The 20,515-nt window shown below is 72.1% G+C and carries 18 protein-coding genes; 11 read left to right on the top strand and 7 right to left on the bottom strand.

All coding sequences use genetic code 11. The annotated features are described in order from the left end of the window. Positions 1–15 precede the first annotated feature (15 nt). Positions 16–219: an MbtH family protein gene (locus ACFPIH_RS11870; protein WP_381174136.1), complete on the top strand. Its 204-nt coding sequence runs from the start codon at positions 16–18 to the stop codon at positions 217–219. A gap of 60 nt (positions 220–279) precedes the next feature. Here ACFPIH_RS11870 and ACFPIH_RS11875 read toward each other — a convergent pair whose 3' ends face one another. The 3 genes from ACFPIH_RS11875 to ACFPIH_RS11885 are packed head-to-tail and all read right to left on the bottom strand — an operon-like array spanning position 280 to position 4,873. Then, positions 280–1,353 carry an iron-siderophore ABC transporter substrate-binding protein gene (locus ACFPIH_RS11875; RefSeq protein WP_381174138.1) on the bottom strand — a complete coding sequence of 358 codons (1,074 nt, stop codon included), beginning with the start codon at positions 1,351–1,353 and terminating at the stop codon, positions 280–282. A 53-nt stretch (positions 1,354–1,406) separates the two neighbouring features. Continuing rightward, positions 1,407–3,176, bottom strand: a complete 1,770-nt coding sequence (locus ACFPIH_RS11880) for an ABC transporter ATP-binding protein (RefSeq protein WP_381174140.1) — start codon at positions 3,174–3,176, stop codon at positions 1,407–1,409. After that, positions 3,173–4,873: an ABC transporter ATP-binding protein gene (locus tag ACFPIH_RS11885; protein ID WP_381174142.1), complete on the bottom strand. Its 1,701-nt coding sequence runs from the start codon at positions 4,871–4,873 to the stop codon at positions 3,173–3,175. The genes ACFPIH_RS11880 and ACFPIH_RS11885 overlap by 4 nt, the downstream gene beginning before the upstream one ends. A gap of 124 nt (positions 4,874–4,997) precedes the next feature. Between ACFPIH_RS11885 and ACFPIH_RS11890 the strand changes: the two genes are divergently transcribed. Then, a complete protein-coding gene (locus ACFPIH_RS11890) occupies positions 4,998–6,176 on the top strand; it encodes a pyridoxal phosphate-dependent aminotransferase (RefSeq protein ID WP_381174144.1) in 1,179 nt (392 codons plus the stop codon). A 172-nt stretch (positions 6,177–6,348) separates the two neighbouring features. Next, on the top strand, positions 6,349–7,449 hold the full coding sequence (locus ACFPIH_RS11895) for an NAD(P)/FAD-dependent oxidoreductase (protein WP_381174146.1): 1,101 nt from the start codon (positions 6,349–6,351) through the stop codon (positions 7,447–7,449). A gap of 66 nt (positions 7,450–7,515) precedes the next feature. On the opposite strand, the gene katG is transcribed toward ACFPIH_RS11895, so the two are convergent. Together katG and ACFPIH_RS11905 are read right to left on the bottom strand one after the other, a co-directional pair. Then, entirely contained in the window at positions 7,516–9,732 is a 2,217-nt protein-coding gene (katG, locus tag ACFPIH_RS11900; RefSeq protein ID WP_381174148.1) for a catalase/peroxidase HPI, read from the bottom strand. A gap of 26 nt (positions 9,733–9,758) precedes the next feature. Next, positions 9,759–10,214: a Fur family transcriptional regulator gene (locus ACFPIH_RS11905; protein WP_381174149.1), complete on the bottom strand. Its 456-nt coding sequence runs from the start codon at positions 10,212–10,214 to the stop codon at positions 9,759–9,761. A 198-nt stretch (positions 10,215–10,412) separates the two neighbouring features. Here ACFPIH_RS11905 and ACFPIH_RS11910 point away from each other — a divergent pair, with 198 nt between their 5' ends. Continuing rightward, positions 10,413–11,063: a TetR/AcrR family transcriptional regulator gene (locus tag ACFPIH_RS11910; RefSeq protein WP_381174296.1), complete on the top strand. Its 651-nt coding sequence runs from the start codon at positions 10,413–10,415 to the stop codon at positions 11,061–11,063. A gap of 156 nt (positions 11,064–11,219) precedes the next feature. Continuing rightward, the gene (locus tag ACFPIH_RS11915) at positions 11,220–12,827 is read left to right on the top strand and encodes an MFS transporter (protein ID WP_381174151.1); all 1,608 of its coding nucleotides are present in this window, start codon (positions 11,220–11,222) and stop codon (positions 12,825–12,827) included. A gap of 598 nt (positions 12,828–13,425) precedes the next feature. Here ACFPIH_RS11915 and ACFPIH_RS11920 read toward each other — a convergent pair. After that, entirely contained in the window at positions 13,426–13,992 is a 567-nt protein-coding gene (locus ACFPIH_RS11920) for a MarR family winged helix-turn-helix transcriptional regulator (protein WP_381174153.1), read from the bottom strand. Between the two features lie 153 nt (positions 13,993–14,145). Here ACFPIH_RS11920 and ACFPIH_RS11925 point away from each other — a divergent pair, with 153 nt between their 5' ends. Beyond that, complete coding sequence (locus ACFPIH_RS11925) at positions 14,146–14,664, top strand: YceI family protein (protein WP_381174155.1); 519 nt, start codon at positions 14,146–14,148, stop codon at positions 14,662–14,664. A gap of 7 nt (positions 14,665–14,671) precedes the next feature. On the opposite strand, the gene ACFPIH_RS11930 is transcribed toward ACFPIH_RS11925, so the two are convergent. Continuing rightward, complete coding sequence (locus ACFPIH_RS11930; protein WP_381174157.1) at positions 14,672–16,372, bottom strand: hypothetical protein; 1,701 nt, start codon at positions 16,370–16,372, stop codon at positions 14,672–14,674. Between the two features lie 246 nt (positions 16,373–16,618). Between ACFPIH_RS11930 and ACFPIH_RS11935 the strand changes: the two genes are divergently transcribed. The 5 genes from ACFPIH_RS11935 (at position 16,619) to ACFPIH_RS11955 (ending at position 20,513) form a co-directional block, all read left to right on the top strand. Beyond that, positions 16,619–16,999 carry a cell division protein SepF gene (locus ACFPIH_RS11935; RefSeq protein ID WP_381174159.1) on the top strand — a complete coding sequence of 127 codons (381 nt, stop codon included), beginning with the start codon at positions 16,619–16,621 and terminating at the stop codon, positions 16,997–16,999. Between the two features lie 127 nt (positions 17,000–17,126). Next, positions 17,127–18,338, top strand: a complete 1,212-nt coding sequence (locus tag ACFPIH_RS11940; protein ID WP_381174161.1) for an AAA family ATPase — start codon at positions 17,127–17,129, stop codon at positions 18,336–18,338. Next, positions 18,335–18,661, top strand: a complete 327-nt coding sequence (locus tag ACFPIH_RS11945; protein WP_381174163.1) for a nucleotide pyrophosphohydrolase — start codon at positions 18,335–18,337, stop codon at positions 18,659–18,661. The genes ACFPIH_RS11940 and ACFPIH_RS11945 overlap by 4 nt, the downstream gene beginning before the upstream one ends. A 205-nt stretch (positions 18,662–18,866) precedes the next feature. Beyond that, positions 18,867–19,406: a DUF6099 family protein gene (locus ACFPIH_RS11950; protein ID WP_381174165.1), complete on the top strand. Its 540-nt coding sequence runs from the start codon at positions 18,867–18,869 to the stop codon at positions 19,404–19,406. Positions 19,407–19,589: 183 nt separating this feature from the next. Beyond that, the gene (locus tag ACFPIH_RS11955; RefSeq protein WP_381174167.1) at positions 19,590–20,513 is read left to right on the top strand and encodes an LLM class F420-dependent oxidoreductase; all 924 of its coding nucleotides are present in this window, start codon (positions 19,590–19,592) and stop codon (positions 20,511–20,513) included. The last annotated feature ends 2 nt before the right edge of the window (positions 20,514–20,515 follow it).

A 20,515-nucleotide genomic window follows, 5' to 3' on the forward strand; every position in this document is an offset into this window, starting at 1 on the left:
AAAGGCACCGAAGCCATGAGCAACCCGTTCGAGAACGCCGACGGCGTCTACTCCGTCCTCGTCAACGACGAGGGCCAGCACAGCCTGTGGCCGCAGTTCGTCGACATCCCGGCCGGCTGGCGGGCCGTGCACGGCCCGGCGGCTCGCCAGGAGTGCCTGGACTTCGTCGAGACCCACTGGACGGACATGCGGCCCAAGAGCCTCGCCGACCGCGCCTGAGGGGAACGAGAAGAAGGGGCGGCCCCTCGGGGCCGCCCCTTCTTCGTGCACACCGGACGTTCAGGAAGCCGGCTGCTCCACCTTCGTCGCCGTCTTGCCGTCCACCGCCGCCGCGAGCTGCGGCACCAGGCGGTCGAGGACGTACGGGATGCTCAGCACGGTCGACAGCGAGACCGCGTTGCCGTAGTCGCCGGTCTCCTGGATGAAGACCTCGCGGCCCTGCTTCACCACGTTCTGGTCGCCGTACACCTTGTCGTCGTGCAGCTTCTTCACCGCCGTGGTGAGGTCGGGCACGATCCACACCGCGACGTCCTGGTTCAGCAGGTCGAATCTCTCCTTGCTGATGTTGGCGCCGAACGAGTCACCGATCACCTTGTCCAGGTCCTTCGGCATCGCGAAGCCGAGGTCCTCCAGAAGCCGCGAACGGGTGTCCTGGCTGCCGTAGACGAAGGTGCCCTCGTACGGCGTAGCCATCACACCGGTCGCGCCGACGAACGCCGGGTTGGCCTTCTTCGCCGCGGCGAACTTGTCCTCGACACCCGCGACGAGCGTCTTGGCCTCGGCCTCCTTGCCGAGCGCCTTGCCGATCGTCTCGGTCTGCTGCTGCCACGGAATGCCGTAGTCGTTGTACGCCTTCGGCTGGGCGATGACCGGAGCGAACTTCGACAGGCTGTCGTACTGCGCCTTCGTCAGGCCGGAGTAGAGGGCGAGGATCAGGTCGGGCCTGAGCGCGGCGATCTTCTCCACCTGCGGCCCGGTGCCGGTGTCCTTCAGGACGGTCGGCGCCGCCGCCGAGCCCAGCTTGTCCTCGGCCCACGGGCCGATCGCGCCCTTGTAACCGCCCAGCCACTCGGTCGTGCCCACGGGCACCTTGCCGAGCGCGAGCACCGCGTCCTGGTCCGTCAGACCGACGGTGACGATCCGCTTCGGCTCGGACTTGATCGTCGTACTGCCGTACTTGTGCTGGATGGTGACGGGGAAGGCGCTGCTCGACGCCGAGGAGGACTGCGAGGCGGCGGCGCCGGACGAGCCGGAGTCGTCGTCGGAGGAGCCGCAGGCGGCGGCGGTGCCGACGAGCAGCAGTACGGAGGTGAGCAGTCCGGTCAGCCGGGTGGCTCTTCTGACACGGGCCATCGAGTGATCCTTACGGTTGGGTCGGTGAGGTGGGCAGCGGGGGGTGACGGGGTTCAGTGGGCGGGGGGTTCGGTGCGCTGGTCGGACCAGGCCCGCCACAGGGCCGCGTACGACCCCTCGGCGGCGAGGAGTTCGTCGTGGGTGCCGTTCTCCACGACGCGGCCGTCCCGCAGGACGACGACCCGGTCGGCGCTCGCGGCCTGGCTGAGCCGGTGCGCCACGACGATCGCGGTCCGCCCCTTCAGCGCCTGCTCCGCGGCCGACTCCAGTTGCCGGGCGCCGGAACTGCCCGCCTCGGCCGTCGCCTCGTCCAGCACGACGACCGGCGGATCGGCCAACATCAGCCGGGCCAGGGCGAGTTGCTGGGCGCGGTCGGGGGTCAGCTGGTGGCCGCCGTCGCCGACCACGGTGGTGATCCCGTCCGGCAGCGCCTCGGCCCAGCCGAGGGCGCCCACGGCGGACAGCGCCTCCAGCAGCTCCCCGTCGGTCGCGTCCGGACGGGCCAGCCGCAGGTCGTCGGTGAGCGGTCCGGCGAAGACGTGCACCTCCTGGGTGACCAGCGCGACCGTACGGCCGTACTCGTCCGGCTCGGCGCCGCCGACGTCGACCCGGCCCGCGGTCGGGCGGTGCAGTCCCGCCACCAGCTTGGCCAGGGTCGTCTTGCCCGCGCCGGAGGTGCCGACGAGTGCGACCCGCTCCTTCGGACGGACCGTCAGATCCACTTCGTGCAGCACCGGCCGGCCGGGCAGGTAGGCGTGCGAGACGCCGGCGAGCGTGACCTCGTCGGACAGGGCGTCGCCGCTCGCGGCCTCCTCGGCGGGCGGCTCGTCCACGACGCCGATGAGGCGGGCGAGTCCGGCCGTCGCCGACTGGGCGTCGTCGAGCAGCACCAGCGCGGTGTTGACCGGTCCGAACAGACTGTGGAAGTACAGCGCCGCGGCCGTCGCCGTGCCGAGGGAGGCGGCCCCCGACCGGACCATCAGGAAGCCGGTGACCAGAACGGCCGCGAGACCGGCGTACTCCGCGATGTGCAGCCGGCTGTAGAAGCGCAGTACGAGACCGACGCCACGCATCGTCAACTCGACGGCCCCGCGCGAGCGTTCGGTGACCTGCCGGGTGTGCGCGGCCTCAAGTCGGTGCGCCCGTACGGTCGTCGCGCCGCCGATGCTGTCGAGCAACTGCTGCTGCTGGGCACCGGTCGCGATCCGCTCCTTGGCGTAGATCGGGACGGCGTTGCGCACGTACCAGCGGGCGGTGTGCGCCTGCACGGGCACGGCGATCAGCGCGGCCAGCAGGAACCGCCAGTCCAGCAGGGCCAGGGCGCCCAGCGTCAGCACGATCGCCAGCGCCGAGCGGGCCAGTTCGGGCAGCGCGGTGCGCACCGCGTCCGCGACCCGCGAAACGTCCCGGGTGACGCGGGAGTTGAGGTCGCCGGAGCCGGCCTTCTCCAGCCGGTCCAGGGGCAGCAACAGCGCCCGTTCCACGAACAGTTCACGCAGCCGGGCCAGCACGGTCTCGCCGAGCCGGGACACCAGGGACATGCCGAGCGCGGTGGTCACGCCCTGCACGACCGCGACCACGGCCAGCGCGACGACGGGCGCGGTGAGCGCGTCGGGGGAGCGGTGCTCGGTGACCAGGTCGACGATGCGGCCCAGCAGCGGCTGGGTGAGCAGCCCGACCGAGGTGGCGACCACCATCAGCCCGAACGCGCAGACGGCCAGCGTCCGGTGCGGACGCACCAGCTCGCGTACGGCCCGACGGGTGCGCGCGGGAGTGGCGGTGGGCAGCAGTTCCCTGCCCGTGGTCACGGTCTCTTCGGTCATGCCAGTACCGCCGTCCGGTAGGCCGCGTCGTCGCGCACGAGCTCGGCGTGCGTGCCCTGGGCGCCGACCCGGCCGCGGTCCAGCAGGACCACCCGGTCGGTGACGGCGAGCAGGGCCGGGCTGTTGGTCACCAGGACCGTCGTACGGCCGCCCCGCACCTCACGGATGCCCTCGGCGATCCGCGCCTCGGTCACGGCGTCGACGGCGGTCGTCGGGTCGTGCACCACGAGCACCTCCCGTCCGGCCCGCAGGGCCCGCGCGAGCAGCACCCGCTGCCGCTGCCCCCCGGACAGCGAACGGCCGCCCTCCCCGACGTCGGTGGCGTCGCCGTACGGCAGCGAACGCGCGACCTCGTCGGCACAGGCGGCGGCCATGAAGCGTTGGGTCTCCTCGGGGTCCCCGGAGTCGGCGAGCGGCGTGACGTTCTCCGCGAGGGAGCCCTCGAACAGCGCGGCGTCATGGGCGGAGACCAGGATCGCGGTGCGCAGGAGGGCCGGGTCCAGGGACGTCAGAGGTACGCCGTCCAGCTCGACGTGTCCGGCCTCCGGATCGGCGTCGCGGCCCAGGCAGCGCAACAGGGCCCGCGCGTCGGCCGGATCGGTGACGGCGACGCCGGTCAGCTCGCCGGCCGGCAGTTCGAGGTCGAGGCCGTCGAGTCCTTCGAGGCGTACCCCGCGCAGCCGCACGGCCCCGCGCACCGGAGCTGTCGGCGCGGCGTCGCCCGAGGCGACGGCGGGCTCGGCGGCGAGCACCTCGGCGACCCGGGCGGCCGAGGCGCGGCCCTGGGCGAGTTCGGCGTTGACCCAGGCGAAGACCTCAAGAGGCCCGAGCAGGAAGAGCGCCAGTGCGACGGCGGACACCAACTGGCCGAGCGTGATGTCGCCGCTGAGCGCCAGCCGTCCGCCCACCAGGGCGATGAGTGTGAGGAATCCGCCGGTCAGGGCGATGACGAGACCCGTCTGCCAGGACTCGGCGCGCGCCGCCCGCAGGGTCGCGGCGAGCGAGTCACGGCTGGTGCGGCGGTAGCGCTCGACCGCCGCCCGCTGCGCCCCGATGCCCTTGAGCACCCGGAGTCCCGCCACCAGGTCGGCGGCCACCCCGGAGGCGTGCGCGGCGCGGTCCTGCTCGGCCTCGCTGCGCCGCTCCAGCGGCTTGCTCAGCAGATGGCCGGCATAGAGCAGCGCGGGCGTGCCGAGGAGCACGATCAGCCCCAGCGGCAGCGAGATCAGCAGCAGGGCCACCGCGCTGGCGGCGACGCCCGCACAGGCCCAGATCCCGCTCGTCAGCGCCATGATGACGGCGCCGACGCGCTTGGCGTCCTCGGTGGCGATGTTGGCGAGTTCACCGGGCAGCCGCCCCGTTTCGGCGCCGCCCCGGGAGTCCAGGACCCGGCGCACGAGCGCCACCCGCAGGTCGTGGGCGGCCTCCTCGGCGGCGCGCTCACCGGCGCGCGCGCCCAGCCGGAAGCTCCACGACAACGCCACGTAGACGACGGCGAGCACTCCGAGCCAGAGCACCAGCAGACCGCCGTCCGACCTGGTCACGGCCCGGTCGATGACGACACCGATGAGCACCGGCACGGAGACCTCGCCCAGTTGATGGGCCGCCCCGAGCAGTGCGGAGAGCGTCACGCGACGCCCTTGCTGCTTGATCGAGCGTGCCAGGACGTCGCGTCCTGACGGCTTTCCTGTTCCCACCAGCCCACCCTCCGGAACCGGCCAACTTAGGCAAGGCTAGTCTAAGTGCGTATCCCGGAGTCAATGCCCCCCGGCCGAGCCGGCCATGCGCCGGGGCCGGCACAAGCCGCTCATCATGGGACGCATGAGGATCTCGCAGCGCGCCCAGTCCGTCGCCCCCTTCTACGCCATGGAGTTCGGCAAGCACGCCGCCGCACTGGAGGCACAGGGGCACCACGTCGTCAAACTCAGCCTCGGCGAACCGGACTTCGGCGCGCCCCCGGCCGTCCTGGACGCCATGCGCCAGGCGCTCGACGGCGGCCGGCCCATGACCTACACGGAGTCCCTCGGACTGCCGGCGCTGCGCCGGGCCATCGCCGGGTTCTACGGCGCACGGCACGGCGTCGACGTGGATCCCGCCCGGGTGGTGGTGACCGCCGGCGCCTCCGCCGCCCTGGTGCTGGCCGCGGCGGCCCTCGTCGACCCCGGTGACGAGGTGCTCATCGCGGACCCGTCCTACCCGTGCAACCGGCAGATCGCCGAGAGTTTCGGCGCCCGCGTCGGCCTCGTCCCCACCAGTGCGCGGACCCGCTTCCAGCTCGACTCCGCCTCCGTACGCGCCCGTTGGACGGACCGGACGCGCGGACTCATGGTCGCCAGCCCGTCCAACCCCACCGGCACCTCCGTCCCGGCCGCCGAACTCGCCGCCCTCTGCGACCTGGCCCGCGAGCGCGACGCCTGGCGTGTGGTCGACGAGATCTACCTCGACCTCGGCGACCACGACGCCGACGGACGCGCCCCGCGCAGCGCGCTCTCCTTCGACCCCGGGGCCGTCGTCATCAACAGCTTCTCGAAGTACTTCGGCATGACCGGCTGGCGGCTCGGCTGGTGCGTCGTCCCCGAACCCCTCGTACCGGCCCTGGAACGCCTCGCCCAGAACTACTTCCTGTGCGCCTCGACCCCCGCCCAGCACGCCGCCCTCGCCTGCTTCACCCCCGAGTCCCTCGCCGTCTGCGAGGCGCGCCGCGCCGAGTTCGGGCGGCGGCGGGCCCTCGTCCTCGACGGTCTGGCGCGGATCGGCCTGCCGGTCCCCGTGCCGCCCGACGGCGCGTTCTACGTCTACTTCGACGTCACCGGCACCGGTCTCACGTCGTGGGAGTTCTGCCGCCGGGCGCTCGCGGAGGCGCACGTCGCGCTCACCCCGGGCCGGGACTTCGGCGTGGCCACCGCCGAGACGCACGTACGGCTGTCCTACGCGGCGTCGGCCGACGAACTCGCCGAAGGAATCGGCCGGTTGGGGAAGTTCATGGCCGCGCTGCGGTAACCGGCGCGGTAACCGGCACACACGCGCGCTTCACAGAACGCACACAGACCCCGACGAAAACTTTAGGTTTCAAGGGATACGCTCGGCGCAGTTCGAGTGGCCGACGGGGGTCCAGACAACGCGCCACTCTCTCTCCCACATCTCTCCCCCCACACATGCTCTGGAGAGTCGTATGCACGACGGCGACGTAGTGGTGATCGGCGGTGGCTACGCGGGTGTCCGCCTGGCCAGACGCCTGGACGGGACGGCACGGGTCACCCTGGTGGACCGCAAGGAGGTCTTCTTCCACCGTATCGCCTCCCTGCGCGCCGGAGTGCGCCCCGAGTGGTCGGTGACCCCCTTCATCCCCTACGACCGGCTGCTGCGCCACGGCCGGGTGGCCGTCGGCAAGGCGGTCCGCATCGACACCGCCGAACGGCAGGTCGCCCTGGCCACGGGCGAACGCCTCCCGTACGACGTGCTGGTCATCGCCACCGGCGCCGACTACCCCGAACCGGCCCGCTTCACCGGCACCACCACCGAGGACGCGATGAAGGCGTTCGCCGGGCACCAGCAGAAGATCGCCGGCGCCGACCACGTCCTGGTCGTCGGCGGCGGCCCCTCCGGCGTCGAACTCAGCGCCGAGATACGCCTCGCCCGGCCCGACGCGCGGGTCACCCTCGCCCACTCCGGGGCGTCGCTGCTGCACGCCACGGGCAGTGAGCGGGCCGGACGCCGGGCGCTCGCCTGGCTGGAGTCCCACGGCGTGGACGTACGGCTCGACTCCTTCATGTCCCCCGGCAACGACTTCGGCACCTACCGCGACGCGCACGGCGACGTCATCCGCGCCGACACCTCCTTCTGGGCCACCGGCACCACCCCCAACACGCTCTGGCTGCGGCTGGCCGGGCACGGCGACTGGCTGAACCCGGCCGGGCACATCAAGGTCGACCGCACGCTCAGGATCGGGGGACACCGGGACGTGTTCGCGGTCGGCGACGTCAACGACGCCTCCGAGCTCAAGATCACCCCCGCCGCGCTCGCCCAGGCCGACCTCGCCGCCTGGAACATCCGCGCCCATCTGCACAGCAGGCACCGCAAGGAGCCCCGCCTCTACCGGCCGGTCCGGCGCACCCCGATCATCGTGCCCTTCGGCCCGGCCGACGGACTGACCGTGCTGCCGGTGCCGGGCGGCGACAGCGCCGTACTCGGGGGCCGGCCCTCCGTACTGGCCAAGGCGAAGACACTGATGACGCCGTACATGCGGCGGCAGTTGGGGTACACGGCGTCCTGAGCGGCAGCGGACATGCCGAAGCCGCCCGGGCCGGGCCCGGGCGGCTTCGGTTTTCTCAACCGTTGATCAGATCAGGTCGAACCGGTCCAGGTTCGAGACCTTGACCCACGCGTCGACGAAGTCCTTCACGAACTTCTCCTTCGCGTCGTCGCTCGCGTAGACCTCGGCGAGGGCGCGCAGCTCGGAGTTGGAGCCGAAGACCAGGTCGGCACGCGTGCCGGTCCACTTCAGCTCGCCCGTGGTGGAGTCGCGGCTCTCGAAGGTGTGCTGGTCCTGCGAGGTCGACTTCCACGTCGTGCCCAGGTCGAGCAGGTTGACGAAGAAGTCGTTGGTCAGCACGCCCGGGGTGTCGGTGAACACACCGTGCGCGGACTGGCCGCTGTTGGCGCCCAGGACACGCAGACCGCCGACGAGGGCGGTCGTCTCGGGGGCGCTCAGGGTGAGCAGGTTGGCCTTGTCGAGCAGCAGGTACTCGGCCGGCAGGCGGGTGGCCTTGCCGAGGTAGTTGCGGAAGCCGTCCCAGGTCGGCTCCAGCGCGGCGAACGACTCGGCGTCCGTGTGCTCCTCGGTCGCGTCCACACGGCCCGGCGTGAAGGGGACCTCCACGTCGACACCGGCGTCCTTGGCGGCCTTCTCGACCGCGGCGGCACCGCCGAGGACGATCAGGTCGGCCAGGGAGACCTTCTTGGCGCCGGAGTTGAACTCGGCCTGGACGCCCTCCAGGACGCTCAGGACGCGGCGCAGCTGGTCGGGGTCGTTGGCCTCCCAGCCGCGCTGCGGCTCCAGACGGATCCGGGCGCCGTTGGCACCGCCTCGCTTGTCACTGCCGCGGAAGGTCGAGGCCGACGCCCACGCGGTGGACACCAGCTGCGAGACGGTCAGCCCGGACGCGAGCAGCTTGGCCTTGAGGGCCGTGACGTCGGCGGCGTCGATGGCCTCGCCCTCGGCCTGCGGCAGCGGGTCCTGCCAGAGCAGGGTCTCCGCCGGGACCTCCGGGCCGAGGTACAGGGACTTCGGGCCCAGGTCACGGTGGGTCAGCTTGAACCAGGCGCGGGCGAAGGCGTCCGCGAACTCGGCCGGGTTCTCGTGGAAGCGGCGCGAGATCGGCCCGTAGACCGGGTCGAGGCGCAGCGCCAGGTCGGAGGTGAGCATCGTGGGCAGACGCTTCTTCGACGGGTCGTGCGCGTCGGGGATGATCGCCTCGGCGTCCTTGGCCACCCACTGCTTGGCGCCGGCGGGGGACTCGGACAGCTCCCACTCGTAGCCGAAGAGGATGTCGAAGAAGTCGTTGCTCCACTGGGTGGGCTTGGTGGTCCAGGTGACCTCGAGACCGGAGGTGATGGCGTCGCCGCCCTTGCCGGTGCCGTAGGTGGACTTCCAGCCCAGGCCCTGCTCCTCCATGGAGGCGGCCTCGGGGTCGTTGCCCACGTTGTCCGCCGGGCCGGCGCCGTGGGTCTTGCCGAAGGTGTGGCCACCGGCGATGAGGGCGACGGTCTCCTCGTCGTTCATCGCCATCCGGCGGAAGGTCTCACGGATGTCGCGGGCCGAGGCGATCGGGTCCGGGTTGCCGTTCGGGCCCTCGGGGTTGACGTAGATAAGGCCCATCTGGACGGCGCCGAGCGGGTTCTCCAGCTCGCGGTCGCCGCTGTAGCGCTGGTCGTCCAGCCAGACCTTCTCGGGACCCCAGTAGACGTCCTCCTCGGCCTCCCAGACGTCGGCGCGGCCGCCGCCGAAGCCGAAGGTCTCGAAGCCCATCTGCTCCAGCGCGACATTGCCGGTCAGGACCATCAGGTCGGCCCAGGAGATGCTCTGGCCGTACTTCTTCTTCACCGGCCACAGCAGACGGCGGGCCTTGTCCAGGTTGCCGTTGTCCGGCCAGCTGTTCAGCGGCGCGAAGCGCTGCTGACCGGCGCCGGCGCCACCGCGGCCGTCGCTGATGCGGTAGGTGCCCGCACTGTGCCAGGCCATCCGGATCATCAGCGGCCCGTAGTTGCCGAAGTCGGCCGGCCACCAGTCCTGGGAGTCGGTGAGCACCTCGGCGATGTCCTGTTTGAGGGCCGCGAGGTCGAGGCCCCGGAACGCCTCGGCGTAGTCGAAGTCCTCACCGAGCGGGTTCGCCACGGCCGGGTTCTTGGCCAGGATCTTCAGGTTGAGCCGCTCCGGCCACCACTGGCGGTTGCCGCCACCCTGGGTCGGGTGCAGGGCTCGGTCGTGCGCGACCGGGCAACCGCCCGTCGTCGCCTCCTTTGCGTCGGTGACGATGGCGTCGTGGTTCTCGGGCATGGGGGAATCCTTCCGAACAGGGGGAATCACAGTGCTGCGGTACCTGCGGTGGAACCGGCGGTGGAACAGGCGGGGCACAGACCCCAGTAGATGACCTCGGCCTCGTCGATCGAGAAGCCGTGGTCGTCGACCGCGGTAAGACACGGGGCGTGGCCGACCGCGCAGTCGACGTCGGCGACGACGCCGCACGAGCGGCACACGAGATGGTGGTGGTTGTCCCCGACGCGTCCTTCGAACCGGGCCGGGCTGCCGGGCGGTTCGAGACGGCGCACGAGGCCGGCCGCGGTCAGCGCGTGGAGCGCCTCGTACACGGCCTGGACGGAGATGTGACCGACGCGGCCGCGCACTCCGGACGCGATCGCCTCGACGTCGAGATGGTCGCCGGTCCGGACGGTTTCGAGGAGCGCGACGCGGGCGGCCGTCACCCGCAGGCCGGCACCGCGCAGCTCTTCGGCGACGGTTTGGGGCTCGGGTGCAGTCATGGGGACAACCTAGTGGGCTAAACGCGAAGAGTTCAAGAAAGCGAGCGCACCAAGTTTGGCGTGTCGGGGTGGGTGCGGGTGGGGCGAGCGGTGTGGGTGTGGTGAGTGGTGGTGCCCGGAGGGGGTGCGGGGCGCCGTGCCAGAATGGGCGGGCCGCCGTCCGCACCGATGCACCGAGGTTCTGCCGTGACCAAGGCCGTGACCAAACCCGTGGCCCGCGAGCCGCAGCGACGCAACTCACGGTCCAACCGGGCGCGCATCCTCGCCACGGCCCGCCGCGAGCTCGGCCGCAACCCCGACGTCACCCTGGAGGAGCTGGCCCGCGCCTCCGGTGTCGTACGACGCACCCTGTTCGGGCACTTCCCGGGGCGCTCGGCGCTTCTGGAGGCGCTCGCGGAAGAGGCGTCCGAGTCGCTGCGCCGCGCGCTGACGGCCGTGGCGGGCCCGGAGGAGCCGGCCGAGCGGGCCCTCGCCCACTTCGTCCATGTGATCTGGCCGGTGGGCGACCGCTACCGGCTGCTGCTCGCGCTGGCCCGGCGTGACCTGGGCATGGAGCGCGTCTCCGAGATCCTGGCGCCGGCCCGCGACGCGGTCACGGCCATCCTGGAGCGGGGCCAGCGCGACGGCGTCTTCCAGACCCAGCTGCCGCCCGCCGTGCTGAGCGCCGGCCTGGAGGCGATGCAGGTCGCGCTCCTGGAGGAGGTCAACACCGGGGCGCTGGAGGACGACGGCACGCGGACCGCCGTCACCGCGCTCATCGCGGCCGGTGTGCCGGTGGAACGGGCGCGGGCCGTGGTCGCGGAGGTCGCGTGGGACGAGGGTCCCGCGGACGCCGACCCCGACGACTGATCTTCTTTCTGTCTGTTTGCTTCGTCGCACCGGTGTGACCCGAAGGGTTCCCGGTGCGCTTTTCCATGCTGCCGGGACGGCTTCTATTTGCACAGCGTTGAGCAACAAACTAGTCTGCACATCGGTGTGCAATTAACTCGTCCTTCCGGAGTTCCGATGCCCTTCCTCGCCAACACCCCCGTCGAGAAGATGGGCGGGCCGTATGCCCGTCGCTGGTGGGCGCTGATCGTGCTCTGCCTGAGCCTGCTGATCGTGGTCATGGCGAACACCTCGCTGATCGTGGCCGCGCCCGACATGACCACCGACCTGGGCCTGTCCAGCAGCGACCTGCAGTGGGTCATCGACGGCTACACCGTCCCCTACGCCGCACTGATGCTGGTGCTCGGTTCGATCGGGGACAAGTACAGCCGCCGCGGCGCGCTGATCGGCGGTCTGCTGCTGTTCGCCGGGGGCTCGGTCATGGGCAGCCTGGTCGACGAGACCGCGCTGGTCATCACGGCCCGCGCGGTCATGGGCGTCGGCGCCGCCGTCGTCATGCCGGCCACCCTCTCCCTGCTGGTCGCGATGTTCCCGAAGGGCGAGCGGGCCCGCGCCATCACGGCCTGGACCGCCACCTCCGGCCTCGCCATCGCCGTCGGCCCGCTGGTCGCCGGCTGGCTGCTGCGGGACCACGCCTGGGGGTCGACCTTCCTGACCAACGTCCCGATCGCGGCCGTCGCCGTCGTCGGCGCGCTGGCGCTGGTCCCGCCGTCGAAGGCGGCCGGCATGGGCCGTATCGACTACGTCGGCGGTCTGCTGTCGATCGTCTCCGTCGGCGCGCTGGTCTACGCCACCATCGAGGGCCCGCACTTCGGCTGGGGCGCCGGGCCGATCACCGCGGCCGTGGTCGCCGGCGTCGGCCTGCTCGCCTTCGTCGCCTGGGAACTGCGCCACCCGCACCCCATGCTGGACGTGCGCCGGTTCGGGTCGCGCCCCTTCACCGGCTCGATGCTCGCGGTGCTGTTCTTCTTCTTCGGCACCTTCGGCTCGATCTACTACGCGACCCAGTTCCTGCAGTTCGTCCTCGGCTACGACGCCCTGGAGACCGGCGTACGACTGCTGCCGCTGGCCGGCGCGGTCTTCGCGGGCGCGGCGGTCACCGGGCGGCTGACGCCCAAGCTGGGCATGAAGCCGATGGTCGTGGCCGGCATGCTGATCGGCACGACCGGTGTCTTCCTGCTCACCCGGGTCGAGAGCGGCTCGACGTACACCGGCTTCCTGCCCTCCCTGTTGCTGCTGGGCTTCGCGATCGGCCTCAGCGTGTCCCCGGCGACCGACACGATCATGGGCTCCTTCCCCGAGTCCGAGCTGGGCGTCGGCGGCGGCGCCAACGACACCGCGCTGGAGCTCGGCGGCTCCCTGGGCATCGCCGTCCTCGGCTCGCTCCTCGCCACCGCGTACCGCGACAAGCTGACCGACCTGGTGGGCGGCCACCTCCCGGCCGCCGCGCTGGAGACCGCCAAGGACTCGGTGGGCGGTGGCCTCGCCGTCGCCGAGCAGATCGCGAAGGACCCCGCGGGCGGTGCCCAGCAGGCCCAGGCCCTGATCGCGGCGGTCCACGACTCCTTCGCCCAGGCCGTCGCCCACACCAGCCTCATAGGCGGCGTCATCATGGCCGCCGGCACCCTGATCGTCCTGGCGGTCCTGCCGAACCGCCGCAAGGACACGAACGACGAGACTGACCGGGAGACCCGAGAGCCCTCGGAACTCACCGAAGTGCGGTAGCCGGGCTGGAGGCGGGGCTGGAGCCAGGGGCCGGTGGAGGGCCCGGTGCCGGGCTGGAGGCGGGGCTGGAGTCAGGGGCCGGTGGAGGGTCCGGTGCCGGGCGCGGGGTCGGGGTCGGGCGACGGTGCCCGACCCCGCTGCGGGCGCCGTGCGGGCCGTCGGTCTCGGTCTGGGCTGCGGTCTGGGGCGTGACGCCCCAGCGGTCCCGGCTCGCTGGGCGTCGGGCGGAGGGCGCGGGGTCGGGCGACGGTGCCCGGCCCCGCCGCGGGCGCCGTCCGGGCCGCCGGCCCTACCCCGGCCCCCGGCCCTCGGTTCCAGCGGTCCCGGTTCGCGGTGCCGCGGTCGCCGGCGCTGCCCCGGCCCCCGGCTCCCGGTTCCAGCGGTCCCGGCTCGCGGTGCCGCGGTCGCCGGCGCTGCCCCGGCCCCCGGCTCCCGGTTCCAGCGGTCCCGGCTCGCGGTGCCGCGGTCGCCGGCGCTGCCCCGGCCCCCGGCTCCCGGTTCTCGGTTCCCGGTTCCAGCGGTCCCGGTTCGCGGTGCCGCGGTCGCCGGTGCACCTCGTAGCGCTACGACCCCCTCCGCCCTTCCGGCCCGCGCCCGCTCACTCGGCCGCGCCGACCGTTTCGGCCGCGCCGACCGTCTGGGCCGTCTGGGCCGTCTGGGCCGTCTCGGCCGTCTCGGCCGTCTCCTCGGCCTGGGCCGACAACAGCCCCCGTACCGCCTCGCGTTGCTCCGCTCCCATGACGTGGGCCAGTGCCTCGGTGACCGTTTCGGAGAGTGCGCCGGAGGCCTCCCGGAGGAGGTGGCGGGCCTTGTCCGTGAGGGCGATCTCCACGCCCCGCTTGTCGCCGCAGACCGACTGGCGGGTGACCAGGCCGGCGTGCTGGAGGCAGGCGACCTGGTAGGTCAGCCGGGTCTTGGGGCGGCCCAGCAGCTCCGCGACGCGCGTCATGCGCAGGCTGGGGAACTCCGCCAGCAGGCACAGCACGAGGAACTCGTCGTGCGAGACGTCGAGCCGCTCCTTCACCACCGAACGCAGCCGCTGCTCCACCGCTCCCGTGGCGGCCAGTACGACCATCCAGCCGCGCAGCTCGGGGGGCAGCAGCTCCCCGCTCCCGGAGTTCGGGCATCGAGGCAGGTCGGAGGCGTGCTCCTCGGGGTCGGCCATGACTTGAGTGTAACCGTTATCCAAATTTGGACGGCAGGGATGGCCGGAGGTCCAGGGGTTGTCCAGATTTGGATGACCGGATAGCGTAAGCGTCATCCAAATTTGAATCACTCAGCACTCCCGTACCGCCACCTCCCGAACAGGACAGGAACCATGACCGTCGCCGTGGAAACCGGACTCTGGCAGCTCGACGCAGGCGCCTCCGACGTCGCCCTGAAGCACAAGACGATGTGGGGCATGGTCACCGTCAAGGGCACCTTCGCCACCGTCGGCGGCGGAGGCGAGGTCGCGGCCGACGGCACCGCCACCGGCACCCTGACCCTGTCCGCCGCCTCCCTCGACACGAAGAACGCCAAGCGGGACACGCACCTGCGCAGCGCGGACTTCTTCGACGTCGACAACCACCCCGAGATCACCTACACGGTCCGCTCCGCCGAACTCCGCTCCGGGGACACCGTGCAGGTGTCCGGCCAGCTGACCGTGCGCGGCATCAGCAGGCCGCAGTCGGTCACCGCGAAGCTGGCCGGCGTGGACGCCGACGCCCTCACGCTGAACGCCGAATTCACGGTGGACCGCGGCGAGTTCGGCCTCGACTGGAACCAGATGGGCATGATCCGCGGCGTGACCACGGTCACCGCCTCGCTCCGCTTCACCCGCGTCGCGACGGCCTGACCTGCCGTCAGTTCCCGGGCGCGGACGAAGTGGTGGTGCGCAGCGCGGGTCCCACATCCGTGCTGGACAGCGTCTGGGGATCCGCCGTGAAAGCGCGCAGCCGGATCCGGGTGTGCGGTCCCGGGATGTGGAACCTCCCATGCCACGGCCGGAGTTCGTACCGGGCCGTGGCATGGGAGGGCAGCGAGCCCGGCCCCGAGACGATCCTCCAGTACGGGTCCATGCCCTGACCGGTGGTGAGGGTGAAGTGGGGCGTGAGGGCGGTGCCCCCGGTGTTGGTCACCCGCAGCGTCAGCAGGGACACACCGGTCGGCGAGGAGTGCCGTACCGCCGCGACCCGCATCCGCAGCGGAGGTGTCCCCGTCGCCGCTGCCGTCGCGCTCGCCAGCGCCGGCAGCAGCACCAGCACCGCCGCCGCCAGCCGGGCCGTACGCCGCTGCGGACCCGCGAGCGGCCGGGGCCGCGGCTGCCACGCGCCGGCGAACTCCGACAGCGGCGCGGTGACCGCGGACACCAGCCACAGCGGCGTCATCATCAGGTAGTAACCGTCCTGCGAACGCGTCGCCAGGAAGAACGCGCACCAGGGCAGCACGGTCGCCGCGGGACCCAGCCGCCGTACGAACAGCACGAACAGCGCCAGCAGGCCCGCCGCGAGGAGCAGGCTCGCGTGCCCGTACCAGTCGATCCGGTCGCTGCCGTCCGTGAGGTACAGCGAGATCCCGATCAGGCCCTGGCCGTGCAGCGTCGCGCCCTGCGTCAGCGGCAGCGCGATCCCCTCCAGCCAGGCCTTCGGCTCCAGCACCAGGAAGTACGTGTTGATCAGCAGCCATACGGTGGCGGCGACGCCGGCGATGCGCAGCAGCACGCCCGCCGCGGCCCGCGGACCCAGCTCACCGCGGCGCACCGCGTAGATCCCGGCCAGCAGGAACGGCACCACGAACCAGGGGAGTTGCTGCGCCGCGCAGGCCGCGCCCAGACACGCCGCCCGGGCGATCCCGGCCCGGCCGAGCCTCCCGCCCGCGCCGATCCGCGGCCAGCGCACCACCACCGGCAGCAGCAGCGCCAGCGCCAGGATCGCCGGGTACCCCTGCCGCCCGTACATCGGCAGGAACGAGAAACCGAGGCACACCATCGTCGCCGCCGGCCGCCACGGCGCCGGCAGCATCCGCCACACCAGCACCGAGCCGGCCACCAGCGCGCCGGTCGCCATGGCGGTCGCCGGGGCACCGCCGTGCCCGAGCCACAGCAGCGGCGCGGTCAGCAGCACGGCGAGCGGGGGATAGCCGTACGTGAAGTCGTAACCGCCGTACACGGTGGGGGTGTAGGCGACGTTTCCGTGTCCGAAGAGCCACGGCCACGGCTGGCCGTATACCGGGGACCCGGCGGTCAGCTCGCGCGCGGCCTGGGTGGTGAGCACGGCCTCGTCCCCGCCCTGGTGAGCCATCACCCATGTGCCCAGCACGAGGACGACGGCGGTCACCAGCACCGTCAGGTCGACCCGCGCCAGCGACCGCCTGCGCACGACGACGAGCGAGAGCGCCCCGCACACCAGGATCGACGCGTAGCAGACCGAGATGACGGCGGCCAGCCACACCCGGTGGGAGGCCGCCTGCGACCACACCGAGCGGGTGCCGATGAAGAGACTGACGGCGGAGAGCAGGGTCAGCACACGGTGCCACTGCTCGGGGGGCTCCGGGGAGGCGGACACCGCTGACCGTGTCCGCCGGGCAGGTGCCACCAGCGGAATATCTGCCAAGTGCACGACATGTGAAGCTAGTCCGCGCCGGTGAACGTGCTGCTCGTGGACGTGAAGATTCCGGTGTGCGGCCGGTAAGAACCGGTCCTCGGACGCCCATCTCGGTCGCGGACCGTGTCGCTGTTGGGCCGAACGGGTGACTTGGCGTAAGAATTGGCTGGTGCAGGCATTGAGTGCGAGTCAGTTCGGGGGGAACCGGTGAACCGATACGACGTCACCGACGAACAGTGGGAAGGGCTCGCGCAGGTCGTACCGTTGCGGGGCCGGGACGCCTGGCCGTCCGCGGTGAACCACCGCTCCCTGCCCGACTCGGAGACGGAGACGCGCCGCCGTTTCGTCGTCCTCCGGGTCAACGTCTTCGCGGACGCCCGCGAGGTCGCCGAGACGGTGATGGCGGGCATCCCCGTCCTCCTCGACCTCACCGGAGCGGACACCGAGGTCGCCAAGCGCGTCCTCGACTTCTCCACCGGCGTGGTCTTCGGCCTGGCCAGCGGGATGACCCGGGTCGACCGCAACGTCTTCCTCCTCACCCCGCCGGGCACCGAGGTCAGCGACATGATGGAGGGCACGGGAATGTGAGCGGTCAGGTGTGACGGGCGGGGAGTTCTCCCGGGGGCCGACCCGGTCGTCCCCGTCCGTCGCCCGATCGTAGGAAGCTCACCGGGCGGAACGGTTCGCCGGATGCCCGGAGTCCTACGGTCCGCATATGACCGCGCCCCGCGCCTCCGCCGCCTCCTCTTCTCCGTCCGACTCTTCATCCGACTCTCCGTCCGGTTCTGCGGCGGCACCGGGCTCGCCCGGTCATCCCCTCCGCCCCTGTCTCACCGAGCTGCGGCTCTCCGCGTTCGCCGGACACCGCCGGGCCGGGTTCCCGCTGGGAGCGGTCACCGTCCTCGCGGGGCCGAGCGGAAGCGGGAAGACCACCGCCGTACGGGCGTACGAGGCACTCGCGCGGCTCGGCGGCGGCGCGCGGCTCACCGAGGCGTTTCCCGACCCCGTCGCCTGCGTACCCGACCGCGCCCGGCCCGACGCCCAGCGCCGCCGCGGTTTCCGCATCGGCTGCACCGCCGACGGCCCCGAGGGCCCGGTCCGCCTCGACCTCGCCGTACAGGCCGAACCCGAGCTGCGCATCGTGGGGGAGCGGCTGAGTGCGGGCGGCCTCGTGCTCCTCGGGACCGCCCTGCGCGACCCCGGCCGCCGTACCGTGCAGGCCGCCTGGCACACCGGCGGATCCGCGCCCGTCACCCGCGCCCCGCTCCCCGACGACCGGCTCGGCACCGCGCTGCTGCCGCTGCGCGTGGCCGGCAAGACCGACGGCCAGCGCCAGGTGCTCGCCGCCGCCGAACAGATGGTCGTCGCCCTGCGGTCCGTGTTCCCCTGCGACCCCCAGCCGGAGTGGATGGGCGCCCCGGTGCCCACCGGCTCGGGCCGGCTGCTCGGCGGCTGCGACAACCTCGCCGACGTGCTCTGGCGCACCCGGGAGGAGTGCGTACGACGTCACGCACAGCTCGTCGCCGCCCTGGACGCCGGCTGCTGCGGACCCGTCACCGACCTGCGCGCCGAGCCGCTGTCCGACGGCACCGTCCGCGCCGTCCTCGACCGCGGCGACGGCACCGGCACCGAACTCGCCCGCCTCGGCTACGGCGAACTCCGCTACATCGCTCTCGCCCTGGTCATGCTCACCGGCCCCGGCGTCCTCGACCTGGACACCGCCGGCGAGGTGCCCTCCGCGATGCAGGCGCTCACCCTGCTCACCGACAACTTCGACCGCGGCCTGGACCCCCGGCAGCGCACCGGACTGCTCCGGCTCGCGGTGCGGATGGCCGAGCGCGGGCACATCCGCGCCGTCGGCGTGGTCAGCGACGCCTCCTGGGCCGTCCGGACGAAGGGAGTGACGGTGGTACACCTGGGAGCGTGACAGAACACCTCGACGTGGCGAAGCTCCAGCGCAGACTGGCCGAGTTCGCGGCCGCGCGGAACTGGCAGCCGTACCACACCCCCAAGAACCTCGTCGCCGCGCTGAGCGTCGAGGCGTCCGAACTGGTCGAGATCTTCCAGTGGCTGACCCCGGAGGAGTCGGCCCGCGTCATGGCCGACCCGCAGACCGCGCACCGCGTCACGGACGAGGTCGCCGACGTCCTCGCGTATCTGCTGCAACTGTGCGAGGTGCTCGGCATCGACCCCCTCGCCGCCCTGGACGCGAAGATCGACCGCAACGAACACCGCTTCCCGGCACCGTAGCCAGAGCTCGGCCGGGAGTCCCGCGATCCACTTTCACTCTCCGGAGTCAAAAAGCGCTCCGAAATCGATTTGTTGTCCACAGATTTCGGTCTTCCTCTGGCTTTTCGCCCCATGGGCCTTCACTCTGGGTAGTGGAACGCTCTCTGTGGGCAAGGGAGTTCGGGCGGACGTGCCAGAGGCACGCCGGGACAGACGGGGACGGCGCATGGACGCGATGCGGCTCATCCTGAAAAGCAGACGCGCGCTGGCGGGCAGTGGCGAGAAGGCGGGGATTCTCACGGAGGTGTGGCAGGCACAGGCGCTGGCACAGGCGATAGGCAGCCGTCTGGCGGTCTCGGGACCGCCCGAACTGCGCGGCGAGGCGCTGGGGCTCACGGAACTGGCCGGGCGGGGCTGCGGCGTGCTGGACGCCCCCGCCCTCGACCCGGGCGATCTGCTCGCCGCCCAGCTCACCGCGCTGGACGACGCCCGCGCGGCGCTGCTCGACCTGGGCGGCCTGCTCGGCGAGGTCGGTATCGCCCTGGTCGGAGTCGCCAGCTCGGCGGACGACCAGGCCACCTACTGGCAGTGCATGGAGGCCATCGACGCGGCCGACGAGTCCAGGGACCGTGTCCTGGAGATGCTCCGCAAACTCACGGCGAGAGAGGAACGGGAGCGAGGAGAACGGGAGGAAAGGGCGGAACGGGAAGAGCGGGAAGAGCGGGAGGAGCGGGGAGAACGCGAGGGCGCCCTCCCGGAACGCTGACCGACCAGACCCCGGAGGGGCTGTCCTCCCCTGTCCTCTCCCTGGACTGGGAATCCGCCTCCAACGCCGAAAGATCCGCGTTCAGCGCCGCCATCAGCTCCTCCATCCCTGGAGCAGTCCCTTGGGCCGGGCCGCAGGGGACCGATGGGGTTGACGGGTGGGCCGCGGTGCAGGATGGAGGGCATGGATTTCCGTATCTTCACCGAGCCCCAGCAGGGCGCGAGCTACGACACCCTCCTCACCGTGGCGAAGGCCACCGAGGACCTTGGATTCGACGCCTTCTTCCGCTCCGACCACTACCTCAAGATGGGCTCCGTGGACGGCCTCCCCGGCCCCACGGACGCCTGGCTCACCCTCGCCGGACTCGCCCGCGAGACCAGCCGGATACGCCTCGGCACGCTGATGACCGCCGCCACCTTCCGGCTGCCCGGCGTCCTCGCCATCCAGGTCGCCCAGGTCGACCAGATGTCCGGCGGCAGGGTCGAACTCGGTCTGGGCGCGGGCTGGTTCGAGGAGGAGCACAAGGCGTACGGCATCCCCTTCCCGAAGGAGAAGTTCGGCCGCCTGGAGGAGCAGCTGGAGATCGTCACCGGTCTGTGGGCCACCCCGGCGGGCGAGACCTATGACTTCCACGGCACGTTCTACGACCTCACCGACTCGCCCGCGCTGCCCAAGCCCGCGCAGTCGAGGATCCCGGTGCTGATCGGCGGCCACGGCGCGAGCCGTACGCCGAGGCTGGCCGCCCGGTTCGCCGACGAGTTCAACATGCCCTTCGGCTCGATCGAGGACAGCGCGCGCCAGTTCGCCCGGGTGCGGGCCGCCGCCGAGGAGTCCGGCCGGGACCCCGGCGCCATCACCTACTCCAACGCCCTCGTCGTCTGCGTCGGCAAGGACGACCAGGAGGTCGCCCGCCGCGCCGCCGTCATCGGCCGTGAGGTCGACGAGCTGAAGGCCAACGGCCTGGCCGGCTCCCCGGCCGAGGTCGTCGAGAAGATCGGCCGCTACGCGGAGACCGGCTCGACCCGCTTCTACCTCCAGATCCTCGACCTCGACGACCTGGACCACCTGGAACTGCTCTCCTCCCAGGTGCAGTCGCAGCTGGTGTAGAC

This window comes from Streptomyces vulcanius (assembly GCF_042653945.1).
Classification (GTDB): domain Bacteria; phylum Actinomycetota; class Actinomycetes; order Streptomycetales; family Streptomycetaceae; genus Streptomyces; species Streptomyces mangrovi.

What these genes read in the sequence shown, in the direction of transcription:
- katG (WP_381174148.1), bottom strand. Translation starts at nt 9,732, where the DNA reads ATGCCCGAGAACCACGACGCCATCGTCACCGACGCAAAGGAGGCGACG.
- ACFPIH_RS11870 (WP_381174136.1), top strand. Translation starts at nt 16, where the DNA reads ATGAGCAACCCGTTCGAGAACGCCGACGGCGTCTACTCCGTCCTCGTC.
- ACFPIH_RS11875 (WP_381174138.1), bottom strand. Translation starts at nt 1,353, where the DNA reads ATGGCCCGTGTCAGAAGAGCCACCCGGCTGACCGGACTGCTCACCTCC.
- ACFPIH_RS11890 (WP_381174144.1), top strand. Translation starts at nt 4,998, where the DNA reads ATGAGGATCTCGCAGCGCGCCCAGTCCGTCGCCCCCTTCTACGCCATG.
- ACFPIH_RS11950 (WP_381174165.1), top strand. Translation starts at nt 18,867, where the DNA reads ATGGACGCGATGCGGCTCATCCTGAAAAGCAGACGCGCGCTGGCGGGC.
- ACFPIH_RS11880 (WP_381174140.1), bottom strand. Translation starts at nt 3,176, where the DNA reads ATGACCGAAGAGACCGTGACCACGGGCAGGGAACTGCTGCCCACCGCC.
- ACFPIH_RS11925 (WP_381174155.1), top strand. Translation starts at nt 14,146, where the DNA reads ATGACCGTCGCCGTGGAAACCGGACTCTGGCAGCTCGACGCAGGCGCC.
- ACFPIH_RS11955 (WP_381174167.1), top strand. Translation starts at nt 19,590, where the DNA reads ATGGATTTCCGTATCTTCACCGAGCCCCAGCAGGGCGCGAGCTACGAC.
- ACFPIH_RS11915 (WP_381174151.1), top strand. Translation starts at nt 11,220, where the DNA reads ATGCCCTTCCTCGCCAACACCCCCGTCGAGAAGATGGGCGGGCCGTAT.
- ACFPIH_RS11940 (WP_381174161.1), top strand. Translation starts at nt 17,127, where the DNA reads ATGACCGCGCCCCGCGCCTCCGCCGCCTCCTCTTCTCCGTCCGACTCT.
- ACFPIH_RS11920 (WP_381174153.1), bottom strand. Translation starts at nt 13,992, where the DNA reads ATGGCCGACCCCGAGGAGCACGCCTCCGACCTGCCTCGATGCCCGAAC.
- ACFPIH_RS11905 (WP_381174149.1), bottom strand. Translation starts at nt 10,214, where the DNA reads ATGACTGCACCCGAGCCCCAAACCGTCGCCGAAGAGCTGCGCGGTGCC.
- ACFPIH_RS11895 (WP_381174146.1), top strand. Translation starts at nt 6,349, where the DNA reads ATGCACGACGGCGACGTAGTGGTGATCGGCGGTGGCTACGCGGGTGTC.